Source organism: Bacillota bacterium (genome assembly GCA_029961055.1).
GTDB lineage: Bacteria > Bacillota > Sulfobacillia > JAIMAT01 > JAIMAT01 > JAIMAT01.
Genome location: JASBVM010000005.1, coordinates 137,947 through 155,869, shown reverse-complemented (window position 1 = coordinate 155,869; position 17,923 = coordinate 137,947). Strand labels below are relative to the sequence as shown.

General features: G+C 74.8%; 19 protein-coding genes. 2 read left to right on the top strand and 17 right to left on the bottom strand.

Annotation, left to right across the window (positions count from 1 at the left end; genetic code table 11):
* Positions 1 to 17: 17 nt before the first annotated feature.
* Entirely contained in the window at positions 18 to 500 is a 483-nt protein-coding gene (locus QJR14_02415; GenBank protein ID MDI3316476.1) for an ATPase P, read from the bottom strand.
* Between the two features lie 78 nt (positions 501 to 578).
* Here QJR14_02415 and QJR14_02410 point away from each other — a divergent pair, with 78 nt between their 5' ends.
* The gene (locus QJR14_02410) at positions 579 to 1,166 is read left to right on the top strand and encodes a class I SAM-dependent methyltransferase (GenBank protein MDI3316475.1); all 588 of its coding nucleotides are present in this window, start codon (positions 579 to 581) and stop codon (positions 1,164 to 1,166) included.
* Here QJR14_02410 and QJR14_02405 read toward each other — a convergent pair.
* Genes QJR14_02405 through ylqF form a run of 5 tightly spaced genes read right to left on the bottom strand, consistent with a single transcriptional unit; the run spans position 1,153 to position 7,447 of the window.
* The gene (locus tag QJR14_02405; GenBank protein ID MDI3316474.1) at positions 1,153 to 2,691 is read right to left on the bottom strand and encodes a YifB family Mg chelatase-like AAA ATPase; all 1,539 of its coding nucleotides are present in this window, start codon (positions 2,689 to 2,691) and stop codon (positions 1,153 to 1,155) included. The genes QJR14_02410 and QJR14_02405 overlap by 14 nt on opposite strands.
* Positions 2,692 to 2,739: 48 nt before the next feature.
* Positions 2,740 to 5,040: a bifunctional alpha,alpha-trehalose-phosphate synthase (UDP-forming)/trehalose-phosphatase gene (locus QJR14_02400; GenBank protein MDI3316473.1), complete on the bottom strand. Its 2,301-nt coding sequence runs from the start codon at positions 5,038 to 5,040 to the stop codon at positions 2,740 to 2,742.
* Positions 5,037 to 5,930, bottom strand: a complete 894-nt coding sequence (gene galU, locus QJR14_02395) for a UTP--glucose-1-phosphate uridylyltransferase GalU (protein ID MDI3316472.1) — start codon at positions 5,928 to 5,930, stop codon at positions 5,037 to 5,039. The genes QJR14_02400 and galU overlap by 4 nt, the downstream gene beginning before the upstream one ends.
* A 40-nt stretch (positions 5,931 to 5,970) precedes the next feature.
* The gene (locus QJR14_02390) at positions 5,971 to 6,603 is read right to left on the bottom strand and encodes a ribonuclease HII (protein ID MDI3316471.1); all 633 of its coding nucleotides are present in this window, start codon (positions 6,601 to 6,603) and stop codon (positions 5,971 to 5,973) included.
* On the bottom strand, positions 6,584 to 7,447 hold the full coding sequence (gene ylqF / locus QJR14_02385) for a ribosome biogenesis GTPase YlqF (GenBank protein ID MDI3316470.1): 864 nt from the start codon (positions 7,445 to 7,447) through the stop codon (positions 6,584 to 6,586). Before ylqF ends, QJR14_02390 begins: the two co-directional genes overlap by 20 nt.
* 137 nt (positions 7,448 to 7,584) lie before the next feature.
* Here ylqF and QJR14_02380 point away from each other — a divergent pair, with 137 nt between their 5' ends.
* Positions 7,585 to 7,833 carry a DUF3243 domain-containing protein gene (locus tag QJR14_02380; GenBank protein ID MDI3316469.1) on the top strand — a complete coding sequence of 83 codons (249 nt, stop codon included), beginning with the start codon at positions 7,585 to 7,587 and terminating at the stop codon, positions 7,831 to 7,833.
* 49 nt (positions 7,834 to 7,882) lie between these two features.
* On the opposite strand, the gene lepB is transcribed toward QJR14_02380, so the two are convergent.
* The 11 genes from lepB to QJR14_02325 form a co-directional block, all read right to left on the bottom strand.
* A complete protein-coding gene (gene lepB / locus QJR14_02375; protein MDI3316468.1) occupies positions 7,883 to 8,410 on the bottom strand; it encodes a signal peptidase I in 528 nt (175 codons plus the stop codon).
* On the bottom strand, positions 8,407 to 8,790 hold the full coding sequence (gene rplS / locus QJR14_02370) for a 50S ribosomal protein L19 (GenBank protein MDI3316467.1): 384 nt from the start codon (positions 8,788 to 8,790) through the stop codon (positions 8,407 to 8,409). Before rplS ends, lepB begins: the two co-directional genes overlap by 4 nt.
* 34 nt (positions 8,791 to 8,824) lie before the next feature.
* Complete coding sequence (trmD, locus tag QJR14_02365; protein MDI3316466.1) at positions 8,825 to 9,574, bottom strand: tRNA (guanosine(37)-N1)-methyltransferase TrmD; 750 nt, start codon at positions 9,572 to 9,574, stop codon at positions 8,825 to 8,827.
* Positions 9,571 to 10,098, bottom strand: a complete 528-nt coding sequence (rimM, locus tag QJR14_02360) for a ribosome maturation factor RimM (protein ID MDI3316465.1) — start codon at positions 10,096 to 10,098, stop codon at positions 9,571 to 9,573. Before rimM ends, trmD begins: the two co-directional genes overlap by 4 nt.
* A 13-nt stretch (positions 10,099 to 10,111) precedes the next feature.
* Positions 10,112 to 10,366 (bottom strand): KH domain-containing protein, encoded by a 255-nt coding sequence (locus QJR14_02355; GenBank protein MDI3316464.1) that lies wholly within the window; start codon positions 10,364 to 10,366, stop codon positions 10,112 to 10,114.
* A gap of 6 nt (positions 10,367 to 10,372) precedes the next feature.
* Positions 10,373 to 10,723, bottom strand: coding sequence for a 30S ribosomal protein S16 (gene rpsP, locus QJR14_02350; GenBank protein ID MDI3316463.1), 351 nt, complete (start codon positions 10,721 to 10,723; stop codon positions 10,373 to 10,375).
* Between the two features lie 96 nt (positions 10,724 to 10,819).
* Positions 10,820 to 12,208: a signal recognition particle protein gene (gene ffh / locus QJR14_02345; GenBank protein ID MDI3316462.1), complete on the bottom strand. Its 1,389-nt coding sequence runs from the start codon at positions 12,206 to 12,208 to the stop codon at positions 10,820 to 10,822.
* Between the two features lie 106 nt (positions 12,209 to 12,314).
* Complete coding sequence (locus QJR14_02340) at positions 12,315 to 12,770, bottom strand: sigma factor-like helix-turn-helix DNA-binding protein (protein MDI3316461.1); 456 nt, start codon at positions 12,768 to 12,770, stop codon at positions 12,315 to 12,317.
* Positions 12,767 to 13,720 (bottom strand): signal recognition particle-docking protein FtsY, encoded by a 954-nt coding sequence (gene ftsY, locus QJR14_02335; GenBank protein MDI3316460.1) that lies wholly within the window; start codon positions 13,718 to 13,720, stop codon positions 12,767 to 12,769. The genes QJR14_02340 and ftsY overlap by 4 nt, the downstream gene beginning before the upstream one ends.
* A 44-nt stretch (positions 13,721 to 13,764) precedes the next feature.
* Positions 13,765 to 17,334: a chromosome segregation protein SMC gene (gene smc, locus QJR14_02330; GenBank protein MDI3316459.1), complete on the bottom strand. Its 3,570-nt coding sequence runs from the start codon at positions 17,332 to 17,334 to the stop codon at positions 13,765 to 13,767.
* A gap of 186 nt (positions 17,335 to 17,520) precedes the next feature.
* Positions 17,521 to 17,781 (bottom strand): stage V sporulation protein S, encoded by a 261-nt coding sequence (locus tag QJR14_02325; GenBank protein ID MDI3316458.1) that lies wholly within the window; start codon positions 17,779 to 17,781, stop codon positions 17,521 to 17,523.
* Positions 17,782 to 17,923: the final 142 nt, after the last annotated feature.

Genomic DNA, 17,923 nt, shown 5'->3' with positions numbered 1-17,923 from the left:
CCCACCCCGGGGAAGAATCAGGGGCGGAGACCGGCCGCGAATCGCCTGGGTTCCAGGAAGAGGTCGATGGCGTCCACCGGACTGGGTACCACCAGGTCGACCACCTGCAGCAGGGGCGGGTAGAGTCCCTCGCCGCCCAGCACCGCCACCGCCAGCTCGGCCACCTCCAGCATCGCCTGGTCGTTCCGGCCGTTGCCGACGGCGGCGCAGTGATCGGCTCCCAAGCTGGCCAGGAGCCGGCGCTTGGCGGCCGACCCCTCGCCGCCGCCCAGCACCGTCACGTGGACGGGAAGGCCGCGGAGCTGCCCGGACACCGAGCCATAGGTATCGGCCGTAACCACGTGCACCTGGCACCGTTCGCCCAGGGCCGCCAGGCGCGGGCGGACGCCGGGCACCAGCTCCCCGTGGACGGCCAGCGTGCCGTTGAAGTCGAAGACGACGTGTTCGATCTCGATCGGACTCCGCCCGGGGATCTCGATGCGCAACGGCAGGTGGCTCACCCCCACCCCTCCAGTCTACCCGGGCGCAGGAGAGTCGTCCGTCGGGACGTACCCACGGCTAGGAAGGAGGCCCGCCCTGTGCAGCGACATCGCGATCCCGAGGAGGTTCTCGGCCACCAGCGCGCGCGTGCCGCCGACTCCCTGCGCTGGATCGGCATCCTGGACCTGCGGCCCGGGATGGAGGCGGCCGACCTCGGTTCCGGACCGGGCCTGGTCGCCCTGCAGATGGCCGAGCGGGTCCGCCCCGACGGGCGGGTCTGGGCGGTCGACCGGAGCGTCGAGATGGTGGAGCGAGCCCGGCGCCTGGTGGCCGAGGCGGCGATGGAGACCTGGGTCCGGCCTCTGCAGGCGGACCTCGCCCGGGTGGAGCCGGGGGAGCTCCCCATCCCGCCGGGCAGCCTCGACCGGATCCTGATCGCCAACGTCCTCCATCACGTCGAGCGGCGCGTCCACTTCCTCGCGCTGGCGCGGAGCCTGCTCCGGCCGCAGGGGCGTCTCCTGGTGGTGGAGTTCGATCCCGGCCGCGGCCTCCGCTTCGGCCCCCCGGTCGAGGAGCGCCTGACCTCCGCCGACCTCGAGGAGGCGGCCGGCGAGGCGAGGCTGGCGCTGATCGCCGGCGGCGACGCCGGTGAGGCCTGGTACCACCGCCTCTTCACGCCGGCCTGAGCCCCCCCTCCCCCGCCCCGGCGCCCCCCAGCCGGACCGGGCGCGCCAGCTGGGCGGCCAGGGCCACGTCCTCCGGCTCGATCTGCTCGCGCCCCTCCAGGTCCGCCAGGGTGCGCGCCACCCGGTGGAGCCGGTCCCGGGAGCGGAGGCTGAGCAGCCCCGCCGCCTGGACGCGCGCCAGCATCCGCGCAGCCGCAGGCTTGAGCGGCGCCCGCTCGCGGAGCAGCGGGCCCTCCAGCCGGCCGTTGAGGGGCCCGCCCCGGGCCCGCTGCATCCGGCGGGCGCGGCGGATCCGTTCCACGACCTGTGCCGTCCGGATCGGGTCGCTCCGGCCGCCGGGCTCGGCCTCCACCTCCACGTGCAGGTCGATCCGGTCGAGGAGGGGAGCGGAGAGGCGCGCCTCATAGCGCTCCACCTGGGCGGGCCGGCAGTGGCAGACCTGTCCCGGGGCGCCCCGCCGGCCGCAGGGGCAGAGGTTGCGCGTGGCCACCAGCGTGAAGCGGGCCGGCAGGCGGACGCTGCCCCAGGCGCGGGAGAGCCGGATCTCGCCCGACTCCAGCGGCTCGCGCAGCGCCTCCAGCACCGGCGGGGCGAATTCGCCCACCTCGTCCAGGAAGAGGATCCCGGTATGGGCCAGGGTCGCCTCGCCCGGGCGGAGCGAGGCGCCGCCGCCGAGGATGGCGGCCATCGTGGCCGAGTGATGGGGCGCGCGGAAGGGACGGTCGAGCGCCAGGCCGAGGCCGGCAGCGCTGGCGACGGCCGCCCGCTCGAAGCGCTCCTCCTCGTCCAGCGGCGGGAGGATACCGGCCAGAGCCTGGCCGAGAAGCGTCTTGCCCACGCCGGGCGGGCCCGTGAGAAGCAGATGGTGCCCGCCCGCCGCCACCAGCTCCAGCGCCCGCTTGGCCGCCGACTGTCCTTCGATCTGCTCGAGGAGGACCGGCGGGCGCCCGGCCGCCGGCGGCGCGGAGGCCGGGGCCGCCTCGCCCGCCCCCGACCGCGGCCGGCCCGGCGCCCCGGCCAGCGCCTGCGGCAGCCCGCGGAGGCGGTCCAGCGCCACCACCTCCAGGCCGGGCAGGAGGCTGAGCTCGGTCTCGTTCCCCAGCGGGACCACCGCGCGGCGGAACCCTTCCTGCACCGCCGCCCAGGCCATGGGCAGCGCACCGTGGACGGGGAGGAGCCGCCCGTCCAGCGCCAGCTCCCCCAGGACCAGCGTCGTCTGCAGGGAGGCGGCGGGCAGGCGGAGTTGGCCGCTGCCCAGCAGGATGCCCAGGGCGATGGCCAGGTCCAGGTGGGTCCCCGCCTTGGGCAGGCCCGCGGGGGCCAGGTTGACGGTGACCCGGCTGGAGGGGAAGGTGTAGCCCGCGTTGCGGATCGCGCTCCGGACCCGGTCGCGACCCTCCCGCACCGTCCCGCTGGCGCCGCCCACCACGGCGAAACCGGGCAGGCCGCGCCCCACATCCACCTGCACGTCCACCCGCCGACCCTGCACGGCCAGGAGCGTCGCCGAATGGACCACCGCCAGCATGGCCCTCACCCCCTCCACCCGGGATCCGGGGGAGGGTTCGGCATTCGGTTAGCCATTTCCTTCCAGCTGATCGGCGACGCGGCCCAGGAAGCCGGCGACGGCCTCGGGCCCCTCGGCGTGGAAGCGGGCGGCGGTCATCCCGCCCTCGGGCGCCTCCTCCCGGCCCACCCGCACCGTGAAGGCCGGCGGCGGCAGCAGGCGGAAGGCCGACTCGTCGGTGACGTCGTCTCCGGCGTAGAGGACAGCCCATGCCGGCCACCCCGGCCCCGCCACCTCCTCCAGCAGGGCGAGGACCGCGCGGCCCTTGTCCCAGGCGACATCCGGACGGATCTCCAGGACCTCCTTGCCGGGCGTGATCACCAGGCCCCCCTCGGGCGCGGCCTCGCGGACGGCCGCCTCCACCGCGGCGCGCACGCCTTCCACCGCCTCGGGCGCCACCCGGCGGAGGTGGACGCTCGCGGTCAGCCCCTTGGCCTCCACGCGCGCCCCGGAGACCTCCCGGAGCCCGATCCGCGCCAGCTCGACGGCCCGTTCCACCTTGGCCTGCGCCTCCTCGGCCAGCGGGTGGATCCGCCGCCGTCCCTCCCACTCCATCTCGAAACCGTGGTTGCCGACCAGCGCCAAGCCGGGGATGGGCAGCCGCCGGCGCAGGTCCTGCAGCGACCGCCCGCTGACCACCGCCACCAGGCCGCCCGGCGCCCGGACCAGCCGCCGCAGCGCCTCCTCGGCGGCGGGGAGGAGGACGGCCTCCTCCGGCCGCTCCGCCAGCGGCGCCAGCGTCCCGTCGTAGTCGAGGAAGAGCGCCAGCCGCCGCCCCTCCCGCAGGCGCGCCAGGAAGGCGTCCTGCCACTCCCCTCCCCCGGAGGCCGCCGTCTCCTCCAGGGCGGTCAGGAACTCCTCCTCCCAGCGGTAGATGTCGTGCCCGCGGACGAAGGCGCGCATGGCCCGCATCCGCCGGCGGCGCTCCTCCTCCGGCATGGAGAGGGCGCGGTGGATCGCCTCCGCCATCGCCTCCACGTCGTAGGGGTTGATCCGGATGGCCCCCTCGATCTCCTCGGCCGCCCCTGCCAGCTCGCTGAGCAGGAGGACGCCGCGCTCGTCCACCTGGCACGCGATGTACTCCTTGGAAACCAGGTTCATCCCGTCCTGGAGGGAGGAGACGAGGGCGACGTCCGCCGCCCGGTAGAGTCCCGCCAGGGTGTGCGGAGGAAGCGGTCCCTCCAGGTAGACGATGGGCTCCCATCCCCCCTCCGCCCAGCGGGCGTTCACCCGGGCCACCGCCTCCTTGACCTTCGTCTCCAGCTCCCGGTAAGCGGGGATGCTGCTGCGGCTGCGGCTCACCTTCTGGACCATGCGGAAGCGGCCGCGCCACTCCGGGCGGAGTTCGAGGAAGCGGTCGACGGCGGCGATCCGCTCCGGGATCCCCTTCGTGTAGTCGAGCCGGTCGACGCCCAGCACCAGCCGCTGGTCGAGCAGGCCGGCCTTGCGGGCGAGCCTCCGGAAGGCGCGCACGGCCGCGGCGGAGGCCGCCTCCTCCTCCAGCGCCCCGAAGTCGACGCTGATGGGGAAGGCGGCGACCCGCGTCCGGTGCCCGTTCCACTCCACCGTCCCCTGGTCCCGCTCCACGTGGGCGCCCAGCTCGCGCTCCACGCAGTCCAGGAAGTTCTCGGCGAAGCGCGGCAGGTGGAAGGCCAGAAGGTCGTTGGCCAGGAGCCCCTCGAGGATCTCGGTCCGCTGCGGAGCGATGCGGAAGACGTCCCAGGGCGGCCAGGGGATGTGCCAGAAGTGGCCCAGGCGCACGTCCCGGATCTGCCGGCGCGCCAGCTCCTGGCGGAGCAGCGCGGGCAGAAGGGCGAAGTGGTAGTCCTGGATCCAGACCAGCGCCCCCGGACGGCACTCCTCCGCCGCCGCCCGCGCGAAACGCTCGTTGACGCGCCGGTAGGCGCGCCAGAAGCGGCGTTCGAAGCGGGCGAGCGAGGGCAGCAGGTGGCAGAGCGGCCAGAGCGCCTGGTTGGAGTAGCCATTGTAGAAGCCGGCCACGTCGCGCTCGGAGAGCCAGACGCGGCGAAGCGTGTACGCCGGGGCCTCCGGCGGGACCGCGAGGCGGTCGCCCGCGTCGACCGCCTCGCGGTCCGCCGAGCCGCTGCCCCAGCCCACCCAGGTGCCGCCCGCCGCCCGCAGCACCGGATCCAGGGCGGCCACCAGGCCGCCGGGCGGCCGCTCCACCACCACCCCGTGCTCCCGGCGGCGGTGGACGTAAGGCTCGCGGTTGGCCACCACCACCAGCTGCCGGCCCGCCAGCGCGGTCGCCGCGCGCGCCTTCCGCGGGTCCCGCGCCGCCTCGCTCACGCCCTGCCTCCCGCCGGGCGCGCCCGCTCCACCGTCGCCTCCAGGAAGTCCAGGAGCGCCGGCGCCAGATCCGGCCGGTCCAGGGCGTAGCGCAGGTTGGCCGTCAGCCAGCCGAGCCGGTCTCCCACGTCGAACCTCTCCCCCTCCACCTCCCGCGCCCTGACCCGCCCCTCTCCGGCCAGGACCCGGAGCGCGTCGGTCAGCTGGATCTCCCCGCCGTGGCCCGGCGGCAGCTTCTCCAGCACCCCGAAGACGGCGGCGTCGAGGACGTACCGGCCGATGATGGCCAGGTTGGAAGGCGCCTCGCCCGGCTTCGGTTTCTCCACCATCGCCTGGACGCTGTAGCTCCGCCGGCCCAGCGGCCGACCGTCGATCACCCCGTAGCGGGAGACCTCCTCTTCCGGCACCGGCTGGACCGCCACCACCGAGGTGCCCGGTTCGGCCACCTCCAGGAGCTGGCGGAGGGCCGAGGGCTCGCCGCGGATCAGGTCGTCGGGCAGGAGGACGGCGAAGGGCTCGTCGCCGACGTGCATGCGGGCGCAGAGGACCGCGTGCCCCAGTCCCAGAGGTTGCTTCTGGCGGACGTAATGTACGCTGGCCATCTCGCCGATGCGCCGGACCATCTCCAGCTCCGCGGCCTTCCCTTCCTTGTTCGCCAGCGCCGCCTCCAGGTCGAGCGAGCGGTCGAAGTAGTCCTCGATCGAACCCTTGTTGGCGCTGGTGACGATGAGGACGTCCTCGATCCCCGCCTCGACGATCTCCTCCACCACGTACTGGATGGCCGGAGCGTCGACGATGGGCAGCATCTCCTTCGGCTGGGCCTTGGTGGCCGGCAGGAAGCGCGTCCCCAATCCCGCCGCCGGAATGACCGCCTTGCGCACGGTTGGCACTTCCGGATCCCCCCTCTCGGCGCCGCCTGGGCATCCGCTTCTACGAGGCCGCCCGGCCGGCCTCCCCCTCGCCCAGGAAGCTCCGCCGGTGAAGCGGGCTCGGTCCGAGGCGGGCGATGGCACGACGGTGCGACGCCGTGCCGTAGCCCTTGTTCCGGGCCCACCCGTAACCGGGACAGAGCCGGTCCCACTCCTCCATCTGCATGTCCCGCATGACCTTGGCCACCACCGAGGCGGCGGCGATGCTGAGCGAGAGGTGGTCGCCCCCCACCACCGCCTCCACCCGCATCTCGGGCAAGCCCAGCGGGGGAGGGTTCGGGCCGTCCACCAGCACCGCCTCGGCCCGCACCGGCAGGGCGCGCACCGCCCGCTCCATGGCCAGGAAGGTGGCCCGGCGGATGTGCAGCCGGTCGATCTCCTCCACCGACGCCTCCCCCACCGCCCAGGCCACCGCCACCTCCAGGATCCGGGGCAGGAGGCGGCGGCGTGCCGGCGCCGAGAGGCGCTTGGAGTCATCGACGCCCTGCAGGCACCCGGGATCGACCCACGGAGGCAGGACGACCGCCGCCGCCGTCACCGGCCCCGCCAGCGGACCCCGCCCCACCTCGTCCACACCTGCCACCCGCCGGAGGCCCAGTGTCCACCAGCGTGCCTCACGAACCAGGTCCGGCATCTTCCGGCGCCTCCAACGTCAACCGGCCCAGGCGGCCGTGGCGGAAGTCGGCCAGGAGGACGCCCGCGGCCCGCTCCAGGTCCAGCAGCCCGCCGGCCAGGAGCGCGCCGCGCCGCCGGGCGACCGCCTCCAGCGGAGCCTGCCCCGGCTGCCAGCCATAGGCGGTCTCCAGCACCGCGGGAGCCCGGGCCGCCAGCCAACCGGCCAGGAGGTTCGCGGCCTCCTCCTCGGGCACCGTCTCCGGGCCCACCAGCTGGCAGACGGCGAGGAGGCCGAGCACCTGCCGGTTGCCCAGCGTGGGCGGAAGCACGCCCGGCAGGTCGAGGATCTCGAAGCCCCCGGCCCGGACCCATTGCTCCCCCCGGGTGACGCCGGGAACCGCCCCGGTCCGGCTGGCGCTCCTTCCCACCAGGCGATTGAGCAGCGTCGACTTGCCGGTGTTGGGCAGGCCGACCACCATCACCCGGGGCAGGCGCCGCGCGCGGAGTCCCTGCCGCGCTGCCGCCAGCGGAGCCAGCTCGCGCCGCAGCCGGGCCGCGTCGCGGTCCTGGCGCAGGTCGAGCGCCACCGCCCGTTCGCCCGCGGCCCGCAGCGCGGCGAGCCACCGACCCGTCAGGAGGGGATCGGCCAGATCCGCCTTGGCCAGCACCAGGAGCCGGGGACGGCCCGCCACCATCCCTGCGAGGGCCGGGTAGCGGCTGGCCCGGGGGAGACGCGCGTCCAGAACCTCGACGACGACGTCGACCAGGCGCAGCCTCTGCCGCACGAGCCGCAGCGCCCGGGCCATGTGGCCGCGCAGGAGACCGGGCCGGCCCCTTCGACCTTCCGTATTTCCGCCTGGCATGGGACGACCCCTTCCTTCCACGCTGGACGCTTCTTCGACGTCCGATCGGGTCCGAAGGGCCGCCGCCCGACTAGCCCCGTCGCCGCCGAGCATACTAAGCTTGCGCATCGACGAGTTGCAGTGGGGAGGGCGAAGCGTTGGCGTACACCGATACCTTCGGCCAGTTCAAGGAGGAGCTCGCACAGCGCGTCGGAGTCGCACGGGAGATCGGCATGAGCCAGGGCACCATCGTCGACCAGGCCAGCCGCATCGGGGACTGGCTGGTGCGTGAGGTGGAGCCCAGGAGCCCCGAGCAGCGGCTGCTCAAGGAGATGTGGCAGGTGAGCAACGAGGCCGAGCAGCGGGCGCTGGCCAGCTCGCTGGTCAAACTGGTCGGGCGCTTCTGAGGGGAGGGCCGCGCCACCCGGCCGGCCGGAGCGGCAGCCGGGGGCCGGATCAGAAGGGACCGCCCAGCCAGGCGAAGCGGCTGGGGGGCCACCATAGGAAGATGGCCTTGCCCTCGATCAGCTGGTCGGAGACCGGACCGAAGTAGCGGCTGTCCTCGCTCTGGGGCCGGTTGTCGCCCAGGACGAAGATGTACCCGGGAGGCACCCGGACCGGCGCCAGGTTGCTCCGGTCGGGGAGATGGGTGTACGGCTCGGCGACCGGCCTGTGGTCGACGTAGACCGTCCCCTGCCGGATCTCCACCGTCTCGTTGCCGGTGGCGATCACGCGCTTGACGTAATCCTTCGAGCCGTCCCAGGGGACGCGGAAGACCACGATGTCCCCCGGCCTGGGCGGCCCGAAGAGGTAGGCGAGCTTGAAGACCAGGAGTCGCTCCTCGGAATAGAGCGTCGGCTCCATGGACGGGCCTTCGACGACGAAGGCTTCCAGCACGAAAGCCCGGACGCCGACCGCGATCAGCAGGGCGACCAGGATCACTTCGAGGGCGTCCCGGACGGGGCGCCCTCGTTCGACCGTCATTGCTGTTCCCGTGCGTCGCTGCCGCGAGTGGGCCGCTCCTGCCTGCGCTCCCGCACCCGGGCCGCCTTTCCGGTCCGCCCGCGCAGGTAGTAGAGCTTGGCACGCCGGACCGATCCCCGGCGGACCACCTCGATCTTCTGCACGCGGGGCGAATGTAGGGGGAAGATCCGTTCCACGCCCACCCCCGAGGCGATGCGCCGCACCGTGAACGTCTCCTGGAGTCCGCCGTGCTTCCTGGCGATGACCGTGCCCTCGAAGACCTGGACCCGCTCACGGCCACCCTCGCGCACGACGGTGTGCACCCGGACCGTGTCGCCGGGGGAGAATTCGGGAATCCCTTGCTTGAGCTGTTCGGTCTGCAGAGCCTGAAGCCAGTCCATCCGTCCCCCACCGTCCTCCCCATGACGCGCCACATTATAGCATCCGACCCTCTTCGCGCAGCACCTCGGCCAGGAGCTGCCGGTCGCCGGGTCCGAGCTCCGCCTGCGCCAGCAGGTCGGGGCGCCGCTGGAGCGTCCGCCGGAGCGCCTCCTTCCTGCGCCAGCGGCGGACGGCCGCGTGATCGCCCGAGAGAAGCACCTCGGGCACCGCCAGGCCGCGGAAGACCCGCGGCCGGGTGTACTGCGGCCCCTCCAGGAGGCCGCTGGCGAAGGAGTCGTCCCGGGCGGCGCCCGGCCGGTGGAGCACCCCCGGCAGCAGCCGGACCACCGCGTCCACCACCACCAGCGCCGCCAGCTCCCCGCCGGAGAGGACATAGTCGCCCACCGAGAGCTCCTCGTCCACCACCAGCTGCCGGACCCGCTCGTCCACGCCCTCATACCGCCCGCAGAGCAGGATCAGGTGCGGCAGGCCGACATACTCCCAGGCGCGCTTCTGGTCGAAGCGATCGCCCTGCGGGCTGAGAAGGATGACCCGGCTGCCGGGCCGGCGCAGCGCCTCCGCCGCCCGGACCATCGGCTCCACCTTCATCACCTGGCCGCCCTCGCCCCCGAAGGCGGCGTCATCGGTCACGCGGTGGACGCCCTCCGCGAACTGGCGGAGGTCGACGGCCCGGAGGTCGGCAAGGCCGGTCTCCCGGGCCTTGCGGAGCATGCCGGTCGCCAGGACCGCCTCGACCATCTCCGGAAAGATGGTGACCACGTCGACGCGCAGACCGGCGCTCATCGCCCTTCCTCCAGGCCGGGCGTCCCGGGCGGCAGGTCGACCACCATGGTGCCCTGGGAGGGGAGCAGGAGGCGGACCACGTCCCGGAGCGCCGGCACCCAGAGGAAGCCTCCTCCCACCTTCCGCACCCGGTAGACGTCGTTGGCGGGCGGATGCTCCACCGCCTCCACCACCCCCAGGAGCCGCCCCTCCGGCGTCCGCACCTCGAGGCCGACGATCTGGTGGTCGTAGAACCGCCCCTCGGGAAGCGGCTCGAGCTCCGCCGCCGGCACCTGCAGCTCCGCCCCGCGCAGCGCTGCGGCCTGCTCCCGCACCTCCACCCCGCGGAACTTGATCAGGAAGAGGCCTCCCCGCCGCCGCACCCGCTCCACGTCGTACCAGCCGGGCGGAGCGCCCTCCGATCCTTCCACCCAGTACCGCCGGCGCCGTCGGAAACGCTCGGGGAAGTCGGTGAGCGGCTCCACCGCCACCTCGCCCCCGACGCCGTGGGCGGTGCGGACGCGGCCGACGGTGATCCGCTCCACCCGGGCCAACTCCTCACTCCTCCACGTCCACCTCGGCGCGGAGACCGGCTCGGGCGGCCGCCGAGCGGAGCACCGTCCGCACCGCCTGGATGATCCGTCCCTGCCGCCCGATCAGCTGCCCCACGTCCCCGGGGTCGAGACGGACGCGGTAGCGGACGGTCTTCGCCTCCGGGTCGGCCTCCTCCGAGATCTGGACCCGTTCGGGGTGCTCGACCAGCGATTCGACCAGGTGCTCCAGGAGCTGCCGCAGCGTCTCCCGAGGCCGCACGCCGGCTCAGTCCCGCGCCTCGGCGCTTCCGCCCTCTCCGGCCCCGGCGGCCGCCTCGCGGGCCTCTCCGGCGCTCGCCGCGGCGGCCTCAGCCGTCGAGCCGCCCTGGAGCCGCCCGAAGATCCCGTGGTGCCGGAAGAGCGCCCGCACCGTCTCGGTCGGCTGCGCGCCCCGGCGCAGCCAGAGCACCGCCTTCTCGGCGTCGATCTTGGAGACCGCCGGCTCGGCGAGGGGATCGTAGTAACCGATGGTCTCGATGAAGCGGCCGTCCCGGGGCGAACGCGAGTCGGCCACCACCACGCGGTAGAACGGGCGATGCTTGGCTCCCATGCGCCGGAGCCGGATCTTGACTGCCATCCGATCGTCTCCCTCCCTGTCGCTTCTCGTTGCTGGCCGTCGCTTCCCCCGTCTTCGTCGCCGGCCGTACCGTCCCCGGTTCCGGTCCCAGGCGCGTCAGAAGGGGAGCCGCGGCCCCTTCCTGCGGCGCTTCCGCTGCCCCGGCGCCGCGGCGGGCTGCGGCCCCGGGCGCCCCGCCCTGCCGGGGACGGCACCGGCCATGACCCCCTTCATCCATCGCCGGACCTGGTCGAAGTCGCGCAGCAGCCGGTTGACGTCCTGCACCTGCGTGCCGCTCCCGCGGGCGATCCGCCGCCGGCGCGAGCCGTCGATGATCTCCGGTCTGCGTCGCTCCTCCGGCGTCATGGAGAGCACCATGGCCTCCACGTGCGCCAGCTCCCTCTCGTCCACCTGGGCGCCGCGCAGCCCCTTGAGCGGCCCCATGCCCGGAAGCATGCCGAGAAGCTGATCGAGCGGCCCCATGCGGCGGACCTGCCGGAGTTGCTCCACGAAGTCCTCCAGGGTGAAGCTGGCCTCCCGCAGCTTCTCCTCCATCCTCCGCGCCTGCTCGGCGTCGAAGGCCTCCTGGGCGCGCTCGATCAGGGTGAGGACGTCGCCCATACCCAGGATCCGGCTGGCCATCCGGTCCGGATGGAAGGCCTCCAGCCCGTCCAGGCGCTCACCGGTGCCGACGAACTTGATCGGTCGCCCGGTCACCTCGCGCACGGAGAGCGCCGCCCCGCCGCGGCTGTCGCCGTCCAGCTTGGTCAGGACGAGGCCGTCCACGCCCAGGCGGCGATGGAAGGTCTCGGCCACGTGGACGGCAGCCTGGCCGGTCATGGCGTCCACCACCAGCAGGATCTCGGTGGGGTGGATCGCATCCTTCATCCGCTCCAGCTCGGCCATCAGGGGCTCGTCGATCTCCAGCCGCCCGGCGGTGTCCACCAGCACCACCTCGCGGCCGCTCCGCCGGGCCTCTTCCACCGCCCCCCGAGCCACCTCCACCGGATCCCGCGCCCCGGGCCGGCTGTACACCGGGAGCTCCGCCTGGCGGCCCAGCGTCTGCAGCTGCTCCACCGCCGCAGGCCGCGCCAGGTCGGCGGCCACCAGGAGCGGCTGCCTCCCCTGGCGCCGCAGCCAGAGGCCCAGCTTGGCCACCGTCGTCGTCTTGCCGGAACCCTGGAGCCCCACCAGCATGACCACCGTGGGCGGCCGCGGGGCCACGGCGAGGCGGGCCTCGCCCGCGCCCATCATCCGGGTCAGCTCTTCGTGGACGATCTTGACCACCTGCTGGCCCGGCGTCAGCGAGCCCAGAACCTCCTCGCCGATCGCACGCTCGCGGACGCGCGCGACGAAGTCGCGCACCACCCGGAAGTGGACGTCGGCCTCCAGCAGGGCGAGCCGAACCTCGCGGAGCGCCTCGTCGACGTCCTTCTCGGTCAGCCTGCCCCGGCCGCGGAGCCGCTGGAAGGTGGCCTTCAGCCGTTCGGAGAGCTGTTCGAACATGCCCTCCCTCCTCTCGGTGACTTCGGCCCGGAGGCCCGGCTGCGGGCGATGGCCGGCCACCCGCCACCCCTGTGAAGGAGAAGCCCTTTACACGAACAGTGCGAGTCTAGCCAAGCGGCGGCTCGCCTGTCAAATGGGGAGGTGCTTCCTCCCCGGCGGCCTCCGCGCCCTCTCCTCGCTCCAGGTCGCGAAGGGCTTCGGCGCCGGCCCTCCAGAGGGCGAGGAGGCGACGTCGCTCGGGCTCGGGCAGGTCGAGCCGCTCCAGCTCGCGGCGGAGCGCGCTCCACGCCTCCCGCGCGGCGCGCAGGCGCGCTTCCTGCCGCTCTTCCCGCGCCAGGAGCCCCAGCGCCTGTTCGTACCCCTCCATCTGCGAGATGGCGCGACGGATCTGGTCGTGGACCGCCTGGCGGCTGACCCCCAGGAGCTCCGCCGCCTCGGTGAGGCTCAGGTCCCGGTCGAAGGCGAGCTCGAGCACGCGCTGCTGCCCCGGGGTGAGAAGGGCGCCGTAGAGGTCGCGCAGAAGCCCCACCCGGACCGCCTGGGCCAGGGGGTCGGGGTTCATGCCGGCTCCTCGCCCCCGGTCTCCAGCGGGGCGAAGAGGGCGTCGACGAAGGCCTGGGCGTCGAAGGGGCGAAGGTCGTCGATCCCCTCGCCCACCCCGATCCAGCGCACGGGAATGCCGAGCTGCTCGCGGACCGCGAAGACGATGCCGCCCCGCGCGGTCCCATCCAGCTTGGTCAGGACCACCCCGGTCAGGCCGATGGCCTCGCGGAAGAGCCGCGCCTGCTGGAGCGCGTTCTGGCCGGTGGTGGCGTCGATCACCAGCAGGCGTTCGCGCGGCTCCCCGGGCGCCGCCCTCCCGATCACCCGGTCGATCTTGCGCAGTTCCTCCATCAGGTTGCTCCGGGTGTGGAGGCGGCCGGCCGTGTCGACCAGCACCACGTCGGCCGACCGAGCCCGGGCCGCCTGGACGGCGTCGAAGGCGACCGCCGCCGGGTCGGCGCCCGCCGCGTGGCGCACCAGGTCGCAGCCGGCGCGCTCCGCCCAGACGGCCAGCTGCTCGGCCGCCGCCGCGCGGAAGGTGTCGGCCGCGGCCAGGATCGGCCGGTGCCCGCCGGCCGCCAGCTGGTGGGCCAGCTTGCCGATGGTGGTGGTCTTGCCGACCCCGTTGACGCCCGCGAAGAGGAGGACGGCCGGCGGCCGCTCCAGGTCCAGCTCGCCCGCGGGACCGCCGGCGAGCGCCTGGACCATCTCCTGGCGGAGCGCGTCCAGCACCTCCTGCGGGGAGCTCCAGCGCCGGCTGCGCCAGCCCTCGCGCAGCCCGCCGACCAGCCGCTCCGTCGCCTCCACGCCCACGTCGCCGGTGATCAGCACTTCCTCCAGCTCGTCGAAGAGCGCTTCGTCCACCGTCCGGTGGAGCCCGACGGCCGCGAGGAGCCTCTGGGCAAAGCCCTGGCGGCTGCGCGCCAGGCCCGCCCGGAGTCTCGCCAGCCATCCTTCCTTCTCCGCCATCGCCGCTCCATCTCTCCTCGTGGCTCCCGGGAGCCCCGCGGGGGTCAGTCGCCCGCCGCCTCGGCCAGCTCCACGTGAAAGAGTTGCGATACGCCCCTCTCGGCGCTGGTGACGCCCCAGAGCCGGTCCGCCGCCTCCATGGTGGCGCGCTGGTGGGTGATGACCAGGATCTGGAGCCGCCGCCCCTGCTCCTTGAGGAAGCCGGCCAGCCGCGCCACGCTCGTCTCGTCCAGCGCCGCGTCCACCTCGTCCAGCACCGCGAAGGGCGAGGGGCGGACCTGTTCCAGGGCGAGGAGGAAGGCGACGGCGGTCAGCGCCCGCTCGCCCCCGGAGAGGAGGCTGAGCGGCGCCCGCCGCTTCCCCGGGAGGCGCACCTCGATCTCGATGCCGGGTTCCCCTTCCTCCTCGTCCGTCAGGCGCAGGCCCGCCTCGCCCCCCTGGAAGAGGCGGACGAAGATCTCGCCGAAGGCCCGGCGCACCTCTTCCAGCGCCTGGCGGAAGCGGCGCTCGCCCTCCTGGTCCAGGTCGTGCAAGAGCTTCTCCAGGTTGCCCCGCGAACGTTCCAGGTCCTCCAGCTGGCCGGCCAGATAGCCCAGGCGGGCCTCCAGGGAGGCGAGCTGCGCCGGCGCCCCGGAATGGACCGGGCCCATCCGGAGGAGCTCCTCCTCCACCTTCTGCCGCCTGGCCTCCAGGGCCGCCTCGGATTCCGCGGGCGGCTCCGCCTCCTCCGCCCACTCCGCCCCCAGGCCGGCGGCCGCCGCCTCGCGCCGGACGGACTCCGCCTCCGCCTCCAACCGGGCCAGCCTCAGCCGCGCCGCCTGCAGGCGCTGGGCCGCCTGCTCCGACCGGCGTCGGGCCTGCTCCAACGCCCTCTCGGCCGCCTCCGCCCGGGCCCGGGCGGAGGCCTGCCGCTCCGCCAGGGCCGCCGCCCCGGCCTCCAGCCATTCGACCCGCCAGGCCTGGCGGGCCAGGCCGGCCAGCAGGGCGGCCGCCTCCTGCGCCAGCGACTCCGCCCGCGCCTCCGCCTGCCGCGCCCGCTCGATCCGCTCCCGCGCCAGCCGCTCCAGGCGGAGCGCCTCGTCGGTGGTCCAGGCCAGCTCCCTGGCCAGCTGGGTCGCCCGGCTCCGGGCCTGCTCCCAGGCGAGGCGCGCCTCCTGGAGCGTCGACGCTGCCGCCTCCTGCCGCCCCCGTGCCCCGCGCAGCCGCTCCTCGGCCAGCCGCCGGGCCTCCTCCGCCGCCGCCAGGCGCGCCTCCGCCTCCGCCAGCTCCCGCTCCGCCGCTCCCGCGGCCGGCTCGGGACCCGCCTCCCCGGCACCGGCGGCCGCCTCCTCCCCGGCCGGGCCGGCGGCGGACTGCGCGTCCCGGCGCAGCTCGGCAAGCCTCGCCCGCGCTTGCTCGGCCCGCTCCTCGGCGCGCGCCGCCTCGATCTCCGCCTCCCGCAGGGAGGCCTCCCGCGCGGCCTGGCGGCGCTCGGACTCCTCCTGTTCCGCCAGGATGGCCCGCGCCTCCGCCTCCAGTCGCCGCAGGCGGTCGGCCTCGGCAGCCAGCTCCGCCTCCAGCCTGGCGGTCTCGGCGCGGCGCTCCAGCGGGCCGGGGTTCCGGTTCGAGCGGGAGCCCCCGCTGATCGCACCGCCCGCGTGGACCTGGTCACCCGCCAGCGTGACGACCGGGAAGCGGAGCCCGTAGCGGAGCGCGATGCGGCGGGCCTGGCTCAGCTCCTCGGCGATCAGGACGCGCCCCAGCGCGTACTCCACCGCCGGTGCCAGCCGCGGCTCGTAGCGGCAGAGCTGGGCGGCCCAGCCGAGGGCCCCCGCCTCCCGCGCGGCGGGCAGTTCCTGGGGGGAGGGCCTGCGCGGCCGCAACCCGTCCAGCGGGAGGAAGGTGGCGCGTCCCGCACCGGCCCGGCGCAGCGCCTCCACCGCCTGCTGGGCCGCCTGCCCGCTCTCCACCACCAGGTGGTAGGCCTGGCCCCCCAGCGCCACCTCCAGGGCCACGGCCAGGCGGGGCTCCACCTCCAGCAGCTCGCCCAGAGGCCCGACGACCGCCCGGAAGACGGGATCGCCCCGCGTCCGCCCCTGGAGGACCGCCCGCACCCCGGAGGGATAGCCGGCCTCCGCCTCCTCCATCCCGCGCAGGAGTTCCAGTCTCTGCCGCCGCGCCCGGAACTCCTCCCGCGCCCGCGTCCACTCCTCTCCGGCCTGCTCCCGTCGTCTGCGCAGGCGCTCCAGCTCGGCCCGCCCCTCCCGCCAGCGCCGTCGCTCCGCCTCGAGCCGCTCGGCCGCCTCCTTCTCCGCCCCCAGCCGGTTCGCCAGCTCCGCCTCGGCCTCTGCCAGCTCGCGCTCCAGCTGCCGCCGCCGCGCCCGTGCGGCCTCGAGGCGCTCCATCCGGCCGGCGCGCTCCGCCTCGGCCCGCCCGCGCAGCGCCTGGAGGCGCTCCCATCCCCGCCTCCACTCCGCCTCGCGGGCGGCCACGTCCTCCTCCGCCTGGCGGAGCTCCCGCTCCGCGACCTCCAGCGCGGCCGCCGCCTCGCGGGCCGCCTCCTCCCGCCGGGCCGCCTCCTCCTCGGCGGCCCGCCGCTCCGCCGCCAGCGCTTGGGCGCGCCCCTCGATCTCCCGGGCGCCTGGCTGGCGGCCAGGTCGCGCCGCCTCCCGGGCCTCGCGCGCCTCTTGCGCCGCCCGCTCCGCCTCCCGGAGGCGGTGGAGCCAGGCGTCGACAGCCGCCGACCAGCGCGCCCCCTCGGCGGCAGCCTGCCGCTCGAGCCGCATGCGCGGCTCGCGGGCCTCCGCCTCCTCCCGCCCGGCTTCCGCCAGCTCCTGCTCGGCCCGGGCCACCTCGGAGGCGGCCTGCCCGGACTCCTCCTGGAGGAGGGCCAGCTCCTCGCCCGCCCGGGCCGTCGCCGCCTCGACCCGCCGCTCGCGGACGAGGAAGAGGGCGCGGACCAGGGACCGGCGCTCCGCCTCCAGCGCCGCCCACGCCTCCGCGCGGGCGGCCGCCTCGCGCAGGGGGTCGCGCTGCAGCTCCAGCTCGTGGACCAGGTCACGGACGCGCTCCGACGCCTGCCTCGCGCGCTCCAGGTGGCGCTCCGCCTCCTGCCGCCGCGCCCGGATCCGGGTGACGCCGGCCGCCTCCTCCACCAGCAGGCGACGTTCGCCCGGCCGGCTGAAGACCAGCCGGTCCACCTCGCCCTGACCGACGAAGGCGTAGCTGTTCCGACCCAGGCCGCTCCCCCAGAGGAGCTCGGTGATGTCGCGCAGCCGGCAGGGGACCCGGTTGAGCCGGTATTCGCTCAGGCCGGAGCGGTCGAGGAGGCGGGTGATGCTCACCTCGGACTGGGGCAGGGGCAGGGTGCCGTCGCTGTTGTCCAGGGTCAGGGTGACGCGGGCGAGACCGACCGCGCGGCGCCCCGCGCTGCCGTGGAAGATCAGATCCTCCATCCGCTCCAGGCGGAGCTCGCGCGAGCTCTGCTCCCCCAGCACCCAGCGGAGGGCGTCGGCCAGGTTGGACTTGCCGCTCCCGTTGGGCCCGACCACCGCGGTCACCCCGGGGCCGAACTCGAGCCGGACCGGTTGCGCGAAACTCTTGAAACCGACGATCTCCAGCGACTTGAGTCGCACCCTCCGCCCTCTTCCTTCCGCTCGCCCGGTGTTCGGCCGGCGGCACCGGTGCAGGCCGGCCCCGGCGGGGCCGATCCGGCCGGGCGAGAAAAAAACCTGTCCCGGCCACCCGGCCGGAACAGGTTCATCCCGCAACGCTCCTTCTCCTGCCCCGCGGCGGTGCCCGACGCCCGGCCACCGCCCTCTCTACCGGGGCGCGACGATGAACTTGATCGCCGTCCGCTCCTCCCCGTCGATGTTGATCTCCGCAAAGGCGGGAATGGCGACCAGGTCGATGCCGTTGGGTGCGACGAATCCGCGCGCGATGGCGATCGCCTTGACCGCCTGGTTGACCGCTCCGGCCCCCACCGCCTGGACCTCGGCCGAGCCGTTCTCGCGCAGGACCGCGGCCAGCGCTCCGGCCACCGACTTCGGGCTGGACTGCGCCGAAACCTTGAGAACCTCCATGGAGCGAGTCCCTCCTCTGAGGCACGAACCCTACCGTCAAGTAGAGAGGCACCAACCCAGAGCACCGGCTGAGCCACGACGATGCGATTGGTAGCGGTGGATTCGGCGCCCTTTCCGAGAAACCCTGCCAGCCCACCCCCGC

Bases quoted from the DNA above. Each gene is read 5' to 3' on its own strand.
- QJR14_02405 (MDI3316474.1), bottom strand. From the start codon at position 2,691: ATGCTGGCGGTGGTCCATTCGGCGACGCTCCTGGCCGTGCAGGGTCGG.
- QJR14_02390 (MDI3316471.1), bottom strand. From the start codon at position 6,603: ATGCCGGACCTGGTTCGTGAGGCACGCTGGTGGACACTGGGCCTCCGG.
- ylqF (MDI3316470.1), bottom strand. From the start codon at position 7,447: ATGCCAGGCGGAAATACGGAAGGTCGAAGGGGCCGGCCCGGTCTCCTG.
- lepB (MDI3316468.1), bottom strand. From the start codon at position 8,410: ATGACGGTCGAACGAGGGCGCCCCGTCCGGGACGCCCTCGAAGTGATC.
- rplS (MDI3316467.1), bottom strand. From the start codon at position 8,790: ATGGACTGGCTTCAGGCTCTGCAGACCGAACAGCTCAAGCAAGGGATT.
- trmD (MDI3316466.1), bottom strand. From the start codon at position 9,574: ATGAGCGCCGGTCTGCGCGTCGACGTGGTCACCATCTTTCCGGAGATG.
- rpsP (MDI3316463.1), bottom strand. From the start codon at position 10,723: ATGGCAGTCAAGATCCGGCTCCGGCGCATGGGAGCCAAGCATCGCCCG.
- ffh (MDI3316462.1), bottom strand. From the start codon at position 12,208: ATGTTCGAACAGCTCTCCGAACGGCTGAAGGCCACCTTCCAGCGGCTC.
- QJR14_02340 (MDI3316461.1), bottom strand. From the start codon at position 12,770: ATGAACCCCGACCCCCTGGCCCAGGCGGTCCGGGTGGGGCTTCTGCGC.
- ftsY (MDI3316460.1), bottom strand. From the start codon at position 13,720: ATGGCGGAGAAGGAAGGATGGCTGGCGAGACTCCGGGCGGGCCTGGCG.
- QJR14_02325 (MDI3316458.1), bottom strand. From the start codon at position 17,781: ATGGAGGTTCTCAAGGTTTCGGCGCAGTCCAGCCCGAAGTCGGTGGCC.